Origin of the sequence: Pseudoalteromonas sp. CO325X (genome assembly GCF_004208955.1) — a bacterium.
In the GTDB taxonomy this organism is placed as follows: Bacteria; Pseudomonadota; Gammaproteobacteria; order Enterobacterales; family Alteromonadaceae; genus Pseudoalteromonas; species Pseudoalteromonas ruthenica.
The window spans coordinates 198,118-213,648 of record NZ_SGPG01000014.1; the positions used below are offsets into that span (position 1 = coordinate 198,118).

The 15,531-nt window shown below is 49.5% G+C and carries 10 protein-coding genes; 7 read left to right on the plus strand and 3 right to left on the minus strand.

Annotated elements, in window-relative coordinates:
* From EXT46_RS06275 to pelG, 6 genes are read left to right on the plus strand one after another with little or no spacing between them, the layout of a single operon-like run.
* Positions 1–3,495 carry a tetratricopeptide repeat protein gene (locus tag EXT46_RS06275; protein ID WP_130146003.1) on the plus strand — a complete coding sequence of 1,165 codons (3,495 nt, stop codon included), beginning with the start codon at positions 1–3 and terminating at the stop codon, positions 3,493–3,495.
* A gap of 12 nt (positions 3,496–3,507) precedes the next feature.
* A complete protein-coding gene (locus EXT46_RS06280; RefSeq protein WP_130146005.1) occupies positions 3,508–4,020 on the plus strand; it encodes a hypothetical protein in 513 nt (170 codons plus the stop codon).
* 7 nt (positions 4,021–4,027) lie between these two features.
* The gene (locus EXT46_RS06285) at positions 4,028–5,395 is read left to right on the plus strand and encodes a PelD GGDEF domain-containing protein (RefSeq protein ID WP_022946961.1); all 1,368 of its coding nucleotides are present in this window, start codon (positions 4,028–4,030) and stop codon (positions 5,393–5,395) included.
* On the plus strand, positions 5,358–6,338 hold the full coding sequence (locus EXT46_RS06290) for a hypothetical protein (RefSeq protein WP_130146007.1): 981 nt from the start codon (positions 5,358–5,360) through the stop codon (positions 6,336–6,338). Before EXT46_RS06285 ends, EXT46_RS06290 begins: the two co-directional genes overlap by 38 nt.
* A complete protein-coding gene (gene pelF / locus EXT46_RS06295; RefSeq protein WP_130146009.1) occupies positions 6,325–7,830 on the plus strand; it encodes a GT4 family glycosyltransferase PelF in 1,506 nt (501 codons plus the stop codon). Before EXT46_RS06290 ends, pelF begins: the two co-directional genes overlap by 14 nt.
* Positions 7,818–9,185: an exopolysaccharide Pel transporter PelG gene (gene pelG / locus EXT46_RS06300; RefSeq protein ID WP_045980605.1), complete on the plus strand. Its 1,368-nt coding sequence runs from the start codon at positions 7,818–7,820 to the stop codon at positions 9,183–9,185. Before pelF ends, pelG begins: the two co-directional genes overlap by 13 nt.
* Positions 9,186–9,197: 12 nt before the next feature.
* Here the strand turns inward: pelG and EXT46_RS06305 are convergent, their stop codons facing one another.
* Positions 9,198–10,022, minus strand: a complete 825-nt coding sequence (locus EXT46_RS06305) for an endo alpha-1,4 polygalactosaminidase (RefSeq protein WP_130146011.1) — start codon at positions 10,020–10,022, stop codon at positions 9,198–9,200.
* Between the two features lie 191 nt (positions 10,023–10,213).
* Between EXT46_RS06305 and glsB the strand changes: the two genes are divergently transcribed.
* Complete coding sequence (gene glsB / locus EXT46_RS06310) at positions 10,214–11,134, plus strand: glutaminase B (RefSeq protein WP_130146013.1); 921 nt, start codon at positions 10,214–10,216, stop codon at positions 11,132–11,134.
* On the opposite strand, the gene EXT46_RS06315 is transcribed toward glsB, so the two are convergent.
* Entirely contained in the window at positions 11,131–13,065 is a 1,935-nt protein-coding gene (locus EXT46_RS06315) for a methyl-accepting chemotaxis protein (protein ID WP_130146015.1), read from the minus strand. The genes glsB and EXT46_RS06315 overlap by 4 nt on opposite strands.
* 125 nt (positions 13,066–13,190) lie before the next feature.
* On the minus strand, positions 13,191–15,353 hold the full coding sequence (locus EXT46_RS06320; protein WP_130146017.1) for an EAL domain-containing protein: 2,163 nt from the start codon (positions 15,351–15,353) through the stop codon (positions 13,191–13,193).
* Between the last annotated feature and the right edge of the window lie 178 nt (positions 15,354–15,531).

The window sequence follows — 15,531 nt, forward strand, 5'->3', positions numbered from 1 at the left end:
ATGAACCCGCCAGCGCGTATTCACACCAAGGGCGACCCTCGCGGCGACAAGCGTATCGTGTTGATGAGTCGTCGTGCGCTGATCACCCTTGCAACGGTAACGTTGGCGCTGTTGTGGATACTGCAACCCAATCGCGCTCTGCTGATTGATATGCTTGAAGACGCGCAAGACCCCACTGTGGCCATCGCCTTCTTGAACGTACTTAAAAGCAACCAAGTACCGAGTTTAAAACTGGATTTAACCCTCGCAAAGCAACACTTCAAGCTCGATCAATATCATCAAAGCTTGGCCCAGCTAACACCGCTGACTAAATTTGCCGACTCCGCGTTACTTACACAAGCGCAAACGCTCTACGCCGACAGCCTACTGCGACTGATACAGCGCCAAGACCCAACGGCGCGCAGACAATTAATCGATTATTTAAACGCCCTAGTGCCAGAGCTCAACTCATCACAACGTCAACACTTTGCCAGCTATGCCTTGCAAATAGGCGAGCCTCGCCTTGCTTATCAGTTGTTAAGTCAGCAACAAGGTGAACATCAGGCTTTATTGTCTTTAGCGTTGCAGGCGGGGCTTAAAGAGCGGGCTATTTTTCACAGCCAAGCCTTGTACGAGCAACAACCCTCAGATGCGCACTTTGAGCAGTTACTTGGGTTATATAGCGCCCAACAACACTGGCAACAAGGTGAGGCGCTTATTCGCCGCCATCAGCATCAGTGTGACAACACCTGTTTGCAGTTGAGTATTAATTTTTTACGGGCCGCCAACAAGCCAACGTTAGCAGCCCAATTAAGTGCGAGTAAGGCCAAACAAAGTACTGATCCCGCTGATTGGCGCCAAGCCAGTGAACGCTTTGCTGAGGTGGGTGATATTGAACAAGCCGCAGTGTGGCTTGCTAAAGTTTTGAGTGTTGCACCTACTTTGGCAGATAAGCGCCAACTTCATGATTACTATCTTTGGCTGGGCGATACCGCCAGTGCGCTGGTACTTGCAAAGCAAATTATTGCCACGCAACCTGACAAAGCCCTTCTGTGGCAAGGTGTCAGTGAAGCTTTAGCAGAGAGTGACCTATTTGCTTTGAGCGACTTTTACTATCAGCTAGCACTCAAAGACGAGCTTGATGATAGCACCCTAAAACAATGGGTCGACTTCAGTGACAAAGCCTTAGGCGCACAAACGACCCTCACGCATTTGCAAACGCTGCATCAGCGCTTTCCAGAACGAGAGTTTTATTGGTTCCAACTCGCGCGTTTTTATAATTTTGTCGGCGCACCAAAGCAAGCCACGGCCTTGTGGGCAACTTTGCCGCTTGAGCCGACATACGATTACATCAACTTGAATTACTTTGCGCAAAGCTTTGTCGCGATTGGCGACGTATATAAGGCGCTGATGCTACTTTATCGATACAGCGATGAAGAAGCCTTAGATGTAGAGCAGCTTACCAACTTACAAGAGCTGGCGACCTATATCGCAAACAGGCCATTGCAACAGCGCTTTCAGCGTGCTCGTGTGCATCGAGGCGATACCAGTTTGGACCCCTACTTACTGATTGCCACCCACAATAAGCTAGACCAACAAAGCTTGGATACCTTGTGGCTTTATTATGCGCAAACAAAAAGCATTGTGGTGCTCAATCATCTCCTAGAATACGGCCTCAGCGAGCAAAATGCAGCACTGATAAAACGTGCCAGCGACGCGTTAACAGCCGATCACAGTGGCGACAAACGCTTATCCGTGCAGCTATTGCGCGTGCGTTTAGCCATGTATAAAAAACACCATACTCGCGCCAAAGAGCTGCTAAGTACATTACTCACCCAGTACCCGCATAACCCGAACGTGCAACAAAGTGCATTGTGGCTGGCGATAGACAGTCAAGACACCCCTTGGCTGCGTGAGCTGTACTGGTATTTAGCACCACACAACCAGCAAACTGCGTCCATGTATCAAGCGTTAGCTTATGCGGCGCAGCAACTGGGCGAATATACTCATGCTGATAGCTGGTATCGCAAGTTAGATAACGCCAAGTTAAGCACCGCCGCTGATAAATTAGCCTGGGCATCGCAGTTGCAAAATCAAGGTGCTTTAGCGCAGGCTCAACGCTTGCGCGTGCAAGTGCTCACACAATTAAGTGCTGAGCTTCGCGCCCTCCAGGATGGCGAAATTAGCTACGTATCATTGCTACGCACTTTAGTATCGCCCGCCTATGCCAGCGCACAGCTCAATTGGCATCTGCACCAAGGCAACGGTGGCGCTGATATCAATGCCTTGTTTAGCGACCCAACGCTTGGAGCCTTGCAAAAGATAGCCTTGTTACAAGCCCATCAAGTCATCGCTTCCGAGCAGTTCAATGACAGCATTTTATTGTCTTTAGCGCTGGCACAGAACAACCACTCGCAAGCGCGTACTTTGGCTTACCAATCAACAGCACTGACCGCCACTGAGCGGGCCACAGCACTCTCGCAATTAGGTGATAATTTTGCCGCATGGCAATTGGGCCAACAAGCCCTCAATAGTGGTGTCGCCAAACAAGATTTAGCACCATTGCAACGCTTTTTAGCTGCCCAACACGACCGCCATGCTCATGGTGTGCGTTTTGAACACAGCCTGCTTGATACGTGGCAGCTAAGCACAGAGCAGCTTAGCTATTATCGTCCTTTAGGCGATGGTCATATGGCGCTCTCTTATCAATATGATAGTGGCGACCCCGCCTCAACCCTAATCGATCATTACCAAGACCAGAGTGTGAATCTAGATTGGCGGATACGCGCTCGACCGCGTTGGCAAGGCCTGCACTTTGGCATTGCCATTAGCGAGCGCGATACCAACACGGTATTTGGTCAGCACGCAAGCGCAACGTGGCAATCAGATAGACGTCTAAGCCACACCTTGAGTGTGCGTCACAGCATGCCCTCGCAGCAAAGTGAAAATCTCTACATGTTCGGCAATGAGGATAGGCTCGCCTATCAACTGAGTTGGCAGCCAACGCGCTACGAGCAAGTAAATATAAATATTTCGCGGGCGCTGTTTCATTCCGACTTTGGTGAGCCTATCGGTCAACAATGGCAAAGCAGCGTGCGTCTGAGTGAGCAATTCAACTTTACTCCAAGTTGGCAGGTGTATGCGCAATATGACCACCAGGAGAATACCTTGGACGAGCGGCCATTACAGCGATTAACAGCACACTTGCAGCGCCCAGAGCTAGTTAGAGCTGTGGATTTTCTAACCCCTAAATACCGACGTTTAGCGTTGGGCCAATCGTTGCTGCGTGGTGAAGTCTCACAGCCTGGACGAAACACCCCAGGTATGCGCTATTGGCTTGATACTGCCGTGGGTTATAACTTTATTGAGCAACGCGTCGATTATTCGGCTAACGTAGGGCTGGGTGTGCAAGCATTTGGCAATGATGAATTTTTCATAAAGGGTGTGTGGCAAAGTGCCGACCAAAATGGCCGTGAGAGCTTAACACTCAACGTGGGATACTTTATCGACTTTTGATGTGAGGATAAAATGATGAAAACAATAATGGCATTGGCTTTGGCCTTCATACTCAGTGGTTGTGCAACGCACTATGCCGGTGAAAGCCCGACGCTCAGCGCCAATCAACAGGTTTATATTATGCCCTTGGCCAATCAGTCAAATATGCCTATGGCGCAGGCTCAGGCTGAGCAACTGCTGGCATCTGCACTAGCTGAGCAAGGGTTGAAGGTAACACTCTACCCCAAGCAACAAGTGGGTGATTTACAGGCGAGCCTTGAGCCTGCCCAGCGTAATCAAGAGGCGCAGCGGTGGCTGAGTGAACAACAGCCGGGCTATGTGGTATCTGGTTCAGTACAAGAGTGGCAATACAAGTATGGCTTGGATGGTGAGCCGGCTGTGGGGCTGACACTGACCCTTGCAGACAGCAGTGGCAATGAGCTTTGGCGTGGTTCCACATCAAAAACAGGATGGGGCCGAGAGTCGCTCTCGCAGGTCGCACTTGAGGCCATCGATACCCTGATTGATGAACTAGACTGGGATTAGTCGCGCTATGCCTCACAGTAAACGTCGTGGCCTTAATGCCGTTATCAGGCGCCTGCTTTTTGGCAGTGACCACCAGCCTATCGCCTGGTTTGAACTGGTTTTTATCACCTTTATTGCCCTGAGCATCTGGGTGTATCAAGCCAGCCTCGCTCATGAACACGCCACTGATTACTTCTATTGGCCGATGTTGGGACCCCTTGTCATCGCCCTGCGCTACGGGTTTGGTCGCGGAATGATGAGCTTCGTGCTGTTACTTGTGAGTGTCGGTGTGGTCGATAATTTTATCGCCACCGAAGTATCGATTAGCCTATCTGTGTCTGTGGGCACAGCAGTGGTGACCATGTTGGTGGGCGAATTTCGCGATCACTGGCATGATATCAATCAGCGCTTTGAGCTAAACCACCGCTATATGGAACAAAAGCTAAAAAGCTTTACGCAAAATTACCATTTATTGAAGATATCCCACGACCAGCTTGAGCAGCGCGCGGCTGGCAAACAAATGAGCCTACGCACTGGCATTCAACTACTCCAACAAGCGGCCTCCGGCCATGCGGAAAACCGTCTTGCCAACCTGGCCCAAAAGAGCCTACAAGTATTTGCTGATGTGATTACCATGTATCAAGCAGGTTTGTACGAAATACGTGACGGCAAGCTGGTGCCCGGCGCACTGGCCACCATTGGCAGTGAGCATGCCCTTATCGCTGATGATTTAATGCTACAAGATGTGTACACCTCTAAGGCTGTACTCTCTCCGGCGAACTTTATCGACAGCGATGAGTATAATCTCAATTATCAGTTGGTGATCCCCCTCGTTGATGTCAGCGGCGAGCTGCAAGGGGTGGTGCTTGCAGAGAAGGTCAAGTTTGTGTCCCTCACGCAAAGTAATATTGCCCTGATTGCTTTACTGGCCGGTTATATTGCCAACTTTATGTCGCACCAGTTGTTCGCACCCATTCTCAAACCCGAACAACGCCAGTTGTTCCGCCAGTATTTGGAAAACCAACTGTGGTATAAGCGCCATTACGGTGCAGATAGCGCCATGGTGGTGTTTTACGACAACAGTGAAGCGCAACACCTCGATTTAGAACATGTTACCGATTTTCGCCGTGGTGCCGATATTTACTGGTCTTGCGAGCGTGAAGATGGCCGCCAAGCATTGTGCGTGCTGTTACCGATGACCACAGTGATGGAAGCAGAGCAATTTGTGCAGCGGATCCGCAGCATCCTCGCCAATAATGCCCCCATTGCCGAAGGCGATTTAGACGTATTTGGTCCGCTGTTGGTATTTGAGCAATACCAGCAAGTAAATACCTTGCTCGAAGACTTAGGAGCGTTCGATGAAGATTTGGCTGATTCTTCAAACGATTCTCTTTGAGTCGGCAAGCCTTTACCTACTCGGCGAGCAAGACCTTAGCCTGCTCGGCTGGTTAAGTTATGCTGCCAGCCACGGCGCCGCTGCGGGAACCTTCACCTTAGTGTGTTGGCTGGCGCTGCCACGACGTTATAAACAACCCGTTATCGGTGCTATTACCTTTATTTTTGTCATTGCGTTTAGTATGCCCATGGTCGGTATGCTGGGGTTGGCGACGATTTTTATCGTCGCCTTGTATTTCCCGAAGAAAAAGCAGCCAGCACTATGGGAGCGCTCCGAAAGCTTGGAATTACCTCTGCACCCAGAGCAATTAGAACAAAGCCAATTTGGTGCCGCCGCACTGAAAGATATTTTGTTGTTTAATCCCTCCGATGAGCGTCGCCTGATTGCGGTCAATGCCTGTCGCTTTTTACCAGAGCGCGTGGCGGTGCCACTGCTTAAGTTAGCGCTGACTGATAAGGTCGATGACGTGCGTTTACTTGCCTACGCCGCCATCGAAAAAATAGAATTTGGTATCAACCGCAACATTGACGCATTGAAAAACAAACTAAGAGAAGGCGCACAAGCCTCATTGCACTTTCAAATTGCTGAGCTGTATTGGGAGCTATGCTACCTTGGCATCGCTGAAGGGCCGCTGCGCAATCACTACTTAGAGCAAGCGAAAAGTTACCTACTGCAAGCCGAAGCCCTCACCCCTTCACCGCGCAGTGAGTTACAACTCGGCCGGGTGCTGCTGGAATTACAAGAATATGATTTAGCCACGCAGTATCTAGAAAAAGCGCGTCATCGTGGCCTGTTATTAAAACAAGTGGCGCCCTATTTAGCCGAGGCCGCTTTTGCTCAGGGCGATTACGATCATGCCGCTTTATTAGTCAGTCACCTGCCCACTGAACCCGGTGACGCGCTAAATGAATTAAGGGAGTTTTGGCGCCGTGAAGCGTATTGATGTGTGTTTATTGTTAGAGGGCACGTACCCTTATGTGCGCGGCGGTGTATCAAGCTGGGTGCATCAGCTGATCAGTGGCCTTAGCCACCTTAACTTTTACCTTGTATTTATAGGCGGAAGCCGCTCTTTTTATCAACAGCAACATTACACCTTGCCTGACAATGTGGTCGGCATGGAGACCCATTACTTGATGGATAAAGACGGCTTGCTGGCACCGCGCGCTCGACGCGGGAAAAAATCCGCCTTCAGCCTTTGGCAAAATGTCATCTCACGCTTTAAAAACCCGGAGCAAACCTTAGATGGTGAGCATTTACAAGGTTTGTTGGCTAACTTGGGTAAAAAACATGGTCTAAGTTATGATGACTTTTTATACAGCGAGCGCTCTTGGGATGTGATTGTTGATTTGTATTTCCAACACGCGCAAAACCAATCGTTTGTGGATTACTTTTGGACCTTTCGCAACATTTACAGCCCCCTATTCACCTTAGTCAAAGTGGCTGAAAACCTGCCCCCTGCGCGGCTATTTCACAGTATTTCGACCGGTTATGCGGGGTTTCTCGGCGCCTTGGCAAAACAAAAACAGCAGGTGCCTTATTTATTAACCGAACACGGCATTTATACCAAAGAGCGCAAAATCGATCTCACTCAAGCAAGCTGGATCAAAGACCGCCACAGTGCGCTGGACACCAGTATCCATAAAAAAATGGAGCAAACACGGCAAACCTGGATAGATTTTTTTGAGCAATTAGGGCGTACCGCCTACGACCAAGCAGATAGCATCATCGCTTTGTATGAAGGCAATAGACAGCGGCAAATAAAAGACGGCGCACCGGCAGATAAAACCGGGGTGATTGTCAACGGTATCAGTATGGAGCGCTTCAGTGAGGCCTACGCCAAGCGACCGCAACAGGCGCCTAAAGTTGCGGGGTTAATTGGGCGCGTGGTGCCCATTAAAGATATTAAAACGTTTATTCGTGCTATTCGTGTGGCCCTTAATAGCGAACCAGAACTGCAAGGGTGGATCATTGGTCCCACCGAGGAAGATCCAAGCTATGTTCGCGAGTGCGAACTGCTGGTTAATAGCTTGGGGCTGCAAGACAATGTGCTGTTCTTGGGCATGCAAAATGTTGCCGAAATTCTTCCCAAACTTGGCGTGTGTATGCTCACCTCCATCAGTGAGGCGCAACCTCTGGTACTGCTTGAGGCCATGGCCGCGGGTATCCCCTGTGTGGCTTCAGAAGTTGGCTCATGCCGCGAAATTCTTGAAGGTATGAACGAACACGACCAACAACTTGGACGCTGTGGCTATGTAACAAATATAGCCGACCCCAACCAAGCGAGTGAGGCCTTGCTGGCGCTATTGGAAGATGACCAGCGCTGGCGACAAATGGGTGATAACGGCTACCGCCGAGTGCAAGCATATTATCAAGAACATACGATGTATGAGCGCTACCAAACGCTGTATGAGGAGCATTTAACATGGCAGGAATAGGCTTTGAGCTACGCCGAATATTAAAGAAAAACACCCTGCTCTCTTACCTCGAAGCATACGGCTTGGCGGCAGTTGTGGGCTCAGGGCCCTGGGTGCTATCCATTTTAGCGCTGATGATCATAGGTATGATAAGCATCGGTCGAGTGTTCCCCAACACTCTGATTATACAGTACCTAGTGCTAGTCACATACATGATGGCTGGCTCACTGATCCTCAGTGGTATGTTCCAACTGCTACTAACACGGTTTATCTCCGACCGGCTATTTGAAGGCAAAGATCACAAGGTAACGCCAAATTTATTGGGCTGCATGTTACTTGTTTCGGTGCTTGGCACAGCCATTGGTATTGCCGTGCTCGCCAATACATCGTTAGATGCAGCAGTAAAAATGGCGTTGTTATGCGGCTTTGTGGTGCTGTGCAACCTGTGGTTAATCATCGTATTCCTAAGCGGTATGAAGCAGTATTATCGGATTGTTGCTACCTTAGCGATTGGCTATACGCTGATGGTGTTGGCTTCTTGGTTACTGCCACCTTACGGTATTTTGGGGCTATTGATGATCTTTGCCGCGTGTCAGGGGCTGATCACCTTTGTTTTACTCTTTTTCATTTTACGCAATTACAGCGCCGGTTCGCTTATCGCCTTTCAGTTTTTAAACCGCAAGCAAGCTTTTTACTCGCTCGCATTATGTGGGTTGCTTTATAACTTGGGAGTGTGGGTAGATAAATTCGTATTTTGGCTACACCCCGAGGTGTCTTTTGCCGTTATCGATATGTTCCGCGCCTCATATATCTATGATTTGCCAATCTTTATCGCGTACCTCGCCATTATTCCTGGCATGGCGGTGTTTATGCTGCACATGGAAACCGACTTTGCCGCATCAAACGAGCGGTTTTACCAAACGGTGCGCGAAGGCGGCACCTTGGAGTCGGTGTACTTACTTAAAGACCAAATGGTATTGCACTGCAAAGACAGCTTATATCAAATTTTTAAAGTGCAAGGGATCACCCTCGCATTGCTGCTGTTGTGGAGTGAAGAAATTCTCACACTGCTGAAAATAGACCTCGCGTATCTACACTTGCTGTATGTCGATTTAGTCGGCGTGTCTTTGCAAGTTATTCTAATGGCCATACTCAACGTTATGTTTTATTTAGATAAACGTTATCAGGCCACGGCCCTAGTGACGGTGATGACCCTCGCTAACTTGATGCTCACCGAGCTCTCCATTCAGCTTGGGCCTGAGGTCTATGGCTATGGTTTTGCTTTAGCCATGCTGATCAGCACCGTCTTGGGGTTAGTGATGCTAAATCGTCAGTTTAACCGCCTCGAATATGAGACCTTTATGCTGCAACGCTAACAAGTAAAGGGCTCATTGCTCGCGACAGCTAAAGCGATACGCGTCATTCAATGCCGTGGGCAGCACCAAGGTGGAAAAGCCTAGCGGCTCAGTTTGTGCACAGACTCGTTGTAGCTCACCGCTGCCGACCTCGACCACCGACAAATATTCCACATGAAAAACCGCCTTTTTAGCATCAACAAAAGGGGCTAGGCGTGCACACTCATTAAAGCGAAAGCACGATTCATTAACCGCAAAATCAAAGTAAGGCTCCAAGGTTTGCGCCAGGCCAACATTGTTTTTAAGACCCACATACAAGCCAACCGAGCGCGCATATTCAGCGATAAACTGGCTGTAATTAATGCTGTTCTCACGAGTGAGTGCAAAGCCGGTGTTATTAATGTGACCATCAACATTATCCGGCTCCACCGCATCACACCCTTTGGCAGCGGCCAAATCCATGCGCGCGCGCATGATAGCGCGGACATTGCTACTGCGCGTGTCCAACCAACGCTCGTTAGCAAAGTTCGCCAAGGTATTGCCAAGCTCGGAGTCTAAAAACTCGCCGGCATCCTCACGGTAAGATTCATAACTTCCGGCTGAAAAATAACAGATGACGAAGCGCCCTTGCTGTTGGAGGCTGGCAATGGTCTCGGCAGCGGTATTAAACAAATCAATGTCGTAAGCGAATACATCGTACTCGCTATTGAGCGCCCCCAATAATTGCCATTGCCATGTACTACCTTGCGGTGGATACGGCGGCGGCCCTTCAGGCGCTTGTGAGTCGGAGTTTGACCCACCGCAGCCCACCAACATACTCATACTTAGCAGCAATGCACTACTTAACCGTCTTATCATTGATGACTCTCTTTTCTCTGCTTAGCAGTCCCTTGCGCTGGTATTGTTTATTAATTGTGTGCCTCATGAGCCCATACCCCGAGGCCAAAGCACTTGGTTATCTAAAAGCGGCCATCATTTGGGGCGATGCTGCGCTTTCGTATAGGTGTTATATTCCGTATCATTGGGTTTTAGTCAAGTGAAAGAAGCGGATGAATATTCAACAGGTTATTGACGACATTAACGCCGATGTACGTTCACGATTGTCGCAGTTCGAGGGCGCGGTGGCCAGTTATATTCCGGCTTTGGCTGAGGTCGACAGTGAGCAGTTTGCAATGGCGGTGCATACCGTGGATGGGCAAACCTTCAGTACCGGCGATGTGGAAGTGCCTTTTACCATTCAATCGGTCTCCAAAGTACTCACTCTCACTTTAGCATTGCAACGCTATGGCAACTCGTTGTGGCACCGCGTGGGCAAAGAGCCTTCAGGCACTGCGTTTAACTCGCTTACCCAGCTTGAATTTGAACAAGGCATTCCGCGCAACCCGTTTATTAACGCCGGCGCGATTGTTACCTGCGATGCACTTTACTCCCGCTTAAGCGCGCCCACTCATCATATGTTAGAAACGGTGCGTTGGCTCAGCGTTAATCCTCGGGTGTGTATCAACCAAACAGTATCCCGCTCAGAGTTTCAACACCGCCATCGTAACGCTGCCATGGCGCATCTAATGACCTCGTTTGGCAATTTTGAAAATGATGTGGAAGAAGTGCTCAAGGTTTATTTTGGCTTTTGCGCCATCGAAATGAACTGCCAAGAATTGGCGCGCACCTTTGGCTATCTCGCTAATCGTGGTGTCGACATCGCCTCAGGCGAGCGCATTCTGACCAGCAAACAAAACTCGCAATTGAACTCGCTGCTCTTTACCAGTGGTCTTTATGACGCCGCTGGCGATTTTGCCTATCGCGTCGGCATGCCCGGTAAATCCGGAGTAGGCGGCGCCATTGTTGCCGTTGTTCCAGGGCAGTTTGCGGTCTCGGTTTGGTCACCCAAACTCAATGCCTTTGGCAACTCCAGCGCGGGTCTTTATGCGCTGGAGCAATTCGCCGACAGACTTTCGCTGCACCTGTTCTAAACCTTAAATTGACTCACTAAGTCACGCAGATGCTGCGCCCGCGCTAATAAGCTTTGCGTTGCGCTTTGCTGCTGCTCGGCATAAGAGTGAATACTGCCAGCACTGTCTGATATTTCATGGGCCGACTGGTTGATGTGCTCAACCACGGTGCCCTGCTCTTCGGTGGCGGCGGCAACCTGATGATTGCCCTGACTGATTTCCTCAAACTTTTGCTGAATCGCGCGCAGCGACGCCACCGCCGTTTGCGTGTGTTCAGTGACTTGGCGGCTACTTTCTGTGCCTCGTGCGATGGCCTCTTGTGATTGCGTCGAAGTGCTTTGCAAGCGCGCCACTTGATCGCGGATCTCCGAGGTAGACTTTTGCGTACGCTGCGCCAGTGAACGCACCTCATCTGCAACCACAGCAAAACCACGCCCTTGCTCACCGGCGCGAGCAGCTTCGATAGCGGCGTTCAGGGCTAATAAATTCGTTTGTTCGGAAATGGCATTGATCACTTCCACCACCGAGTTAATTTCTGCCGCCTGATTAGCAAACTCACCCACGCTGCTATCCACATTATTGAGAATATCGTTGAGTTCTTGCATGGTTTGCGCGGTGAGCGTCATATTGTCGTTGGTGGTGGTCGTTTCACGCACCGCTTCTTCTGTATCACTGGCGGTACGGTGGGCAATATCGGATACCTCGGTAATCGTTTGCCCCATTTCAGTGATCGCTGTCGCGACCTGATCCGTCTGTGAGCGCTGGCTTTCTGTGGCGCTGAAGGTTTTATCGGAAAAATCAGCCAGCTCAGCAATGCCCTCGCGCATCGCTTGTTCGGTGACACTGATTTCATCCACCAGCTCTGCGACTTTGGTAATAATGGCGTTAAAGCCCTTGGCCAGATGCCCCAACTCATTATCAACGCTATCATCAAGGCGGGTACTTAAATCACCTCCTTGCCCAGACATGGCAAGGAGGTCATCACCCACGGTGCGAATGCGGCTGCTTAGCCAGTTGGCAAAATACATGGTTAGCACCAAGAACACCGCTGCAAGTACCACACTGGCAAGCACCGAAGTCCAAATAACCGAGTTAATCGCACCGGAGATCTCATGCTCTGGCAACACCGCGACCAGCTTCAACTCGGTGCCTTCAATGGGCATCACCGCACCATAGACAGCTTCGCCATCGAGCTCAGTTTCATTGAGTACAAAACCGCCGCCATTGCTAGTAAGAGCCGAGCTCATTGGTGCTAACTGGTTAACATCGGCCACCGTTTTGCCAATAAAGCGGCTGTTTTCATGAGCAATAATGCGCTGGGTGTCATCGACCAAAAACAGATACCCTTGCTCGCCGACTTTACGAGAGGTCACCATATTGGCAATTTTCGACACATCATAACCCAGTCCCGCAACCCCTGCGCGCTGGCCATCAATACTCACTAAGGTATTAACGTATAAAGTCAGTTGCCCACCTTGTTCACTGGCATCCAGCGCCAACTGCTGCTGCGCACTGCTGGAAATGAAATCAAAGAACCAGCTATCCCGTGATTCACTGCGCGATACCTGCTTAAACAGCCCGCCCTCGGTGTAATAATTCAGGCTTTCTCGGCTTACCCAAAATACCGATGTGGCACCGGATTTTTGCTGTAAGTCGCGAAAGTAATCAAGCACCAGTCCATGCTGAGCACTCCCTTGCTCGCCATCGCGCACCCATTGATGCAACATCGCGTTTTGCGACAGCGTTTTTGAAACCGTAATGGGATACATTAGCTCGGCTCTAATTTCATTCGCTACTCGCCCAACAGTATCTGGTAATAACTGCGTTTCAGTTTGCCGATAATAAAGGCTGGAAAACTGCCCAGTATTAATGAGTGCGGTGACTAACGTAACCACAAACAGGGCGACAAACACAAAACCAATGAAAATGGTTTTGAGGGTGAGGTTCTGCATGGTGTAGCTCCTAAAACATCGGTCTTATTCACTATGGCACAAGATTGTTAAATTGCGATTAAAACGCTGCTAATCGATTAATTTTAAACACTTTTTGAACCTATATTGGAAAATTAATTGGGTCGCTATTCATTCCCATTATGCTTGGCTAACAGCACCATCGCCTCTTTTAAAGGAACTGCAGGGGAGTAATAATAACCTTGGCTAAAGTGACAACCATACTCACGCAATTGCTGCTGTTGCTGCTGTGTTTCCACGCCTTCGGCAATCACTTCCATATCGAGTTCTGAAGCGATACGAATAACGCTGGCAATCACCACTTGGTGCTTGTGTTCGCTGAGCATTTGCTGGGTAAAGCTCTTATCGATTTTGATATAATCAGCATGTAGGTCGATGAGGTGGCTTAATGATGAATACCCGGTACAAAAATCATCCAAGGCCACCATAACTCCTTTGCTGCGTAATTCATTAAGCACCCCTTCGGCTTGCTTTCGGGCATGAATGGCCACCGATTCGGTCACCTCAATGGTCAAACAGCTGGGCTTTAAATTATAGTCAGCCAAGGTATCGAGCACCGTATCAACGGGATGCAATACATGGTTAAATTCTGAGGCTGAACGATTCACTGCCATGCTGATGTCGTTGTAGCCTTGACTATGGATCCATGCCAAATCGGCCAGCGCTTTGCGCAGCACAAACTGGCCCAAAATCGCCACAAGGCCGAACTCCTCAGCGATGGCAATAAACTCATCGGGACGGATCACCCCAAGTTCTTCATCGCGCCAGCGTGCTAGGGCTTCAAACTTTACAATACGCCCGCTTTGGTTATCGATAACCGGTTGGTAAGCCACATCTAGGCCGTCAAAGCGCAGTAGCTTATGGAGTTTGTCGCGCAGTTTAAGTTTACGCAGATAAATGGCTTCAATCTCTTGGCTGTGTACGGCAATACTGTGAGACTGAGCGCGTTTAACACTCAACATGGCATGATTGGCGTTGCGAACGAGCACCGTGGCGCTATCGGTATCACCGTGCATGTGGGCAATGCCAATACTGCAACTTAGTTCAATGCTTAAATCCCCCAAACGTATGGGCTGGTGAATTCGCTCCAGCACTTTCTCGGCGCAGCGATGCGCGTGCCCAGGTTTGGCATCGGCAATCAAAATAGTGAATTCGTCACCGCCATAGCGGCTGATCACATCATGGTTACGCACACAATTTTGCAGCCGCAGCGCCACCGCAATCAGTACCTTATCGCCAATTTCTGGGCCATATAAGTCGTTGATATCTTTAAAGCGATCGAGGTTTAAAAACAGTACTGACGCGTGCTGCTCCCGAGCGCGAAACAACGAAATATGTTGCTCCACTTTCTCTAAGAAACTGCGACGATTTAAAAGCCCAGTTAAGGGTTCTTGACTGGCGTAAAACCGTAGTTGGCGCTCACTTTCTTTCCATTCGCTAATATCACGAAACAAGCCAATATAATGGGTGATTTGCCCGTTTGCGTCGCGGTTAACGGTGATCGACAGCTCTTCTGGGTAAATTTCACCACTTTTACGACGATTATTAATCTCACCTCGCCAATGGCCCATCTGCTCGAGCTGACGCCACATCTGATTGTAAAACTCTGGGCTATGCTGGCCTGAGGAAAGCACTGCGGGTGAACGCCCTTTAAGTTCATTCTCGCGATAGCCGGTGTATAACTCAAAGGCGGGGTTCACCCGTAGGATGCGATTATTGCTATCGGTGATCATGATGGCTTCTTTGCTTTGCTCAAACACGATGTTACGCAGTGACAGCTCGGATAACAGCTCGTCCTTTCGTGCCAAGTCAGCATCATGACGGGCTTGAGCAGCAACGATAAACGCCAAGTCCTTGAACCACTGCTCATCGACTTGGTCAAACGCTCGCTGTTGTTCAAATAGCGCCACCAAAATACCAATGGGCTGGCGCGATACATCGCGCAGCGTCACGCCGATGTAAGCTGCAATCCCCAGCTCCGCAAGCATGGTATCGTCGGGGAATAAATCAGCCACATCATCGCCAAAAGCGCACACATCGACGCTTTGTAATGCATCGGCGCATGGAGAACCAGCCAAAGGGTATTGGAAATTTGCGCGTACGGCACCGTCTTGATGGTAGGCCACAGTCTGTACTTCTGTCGCGTTGGCGCATAACTTACCAACAAAGCAATGGGCTGCGCCAAAAGCTTCATCAATCATACTCAGTGCCAGCTCATAGGCTTGCTCGCTGCAGCTACATTGGTAAAGCGCGTTAAAAGACGATGTCATATGATTCTTGTAATTTTGTATACCATTTCATAAGAAGCTTAGCACAGTATCAGGAACAGGCTTTGAGGGAAATTCTGGTTATTGGTTAGCTGGCAAATGTATGATTCAAATCAATAAATTACAAGAGTTTAATTGTTACTTTCCAACAGTTTAACAGCTGTGATCGGCGCGCCAGCTA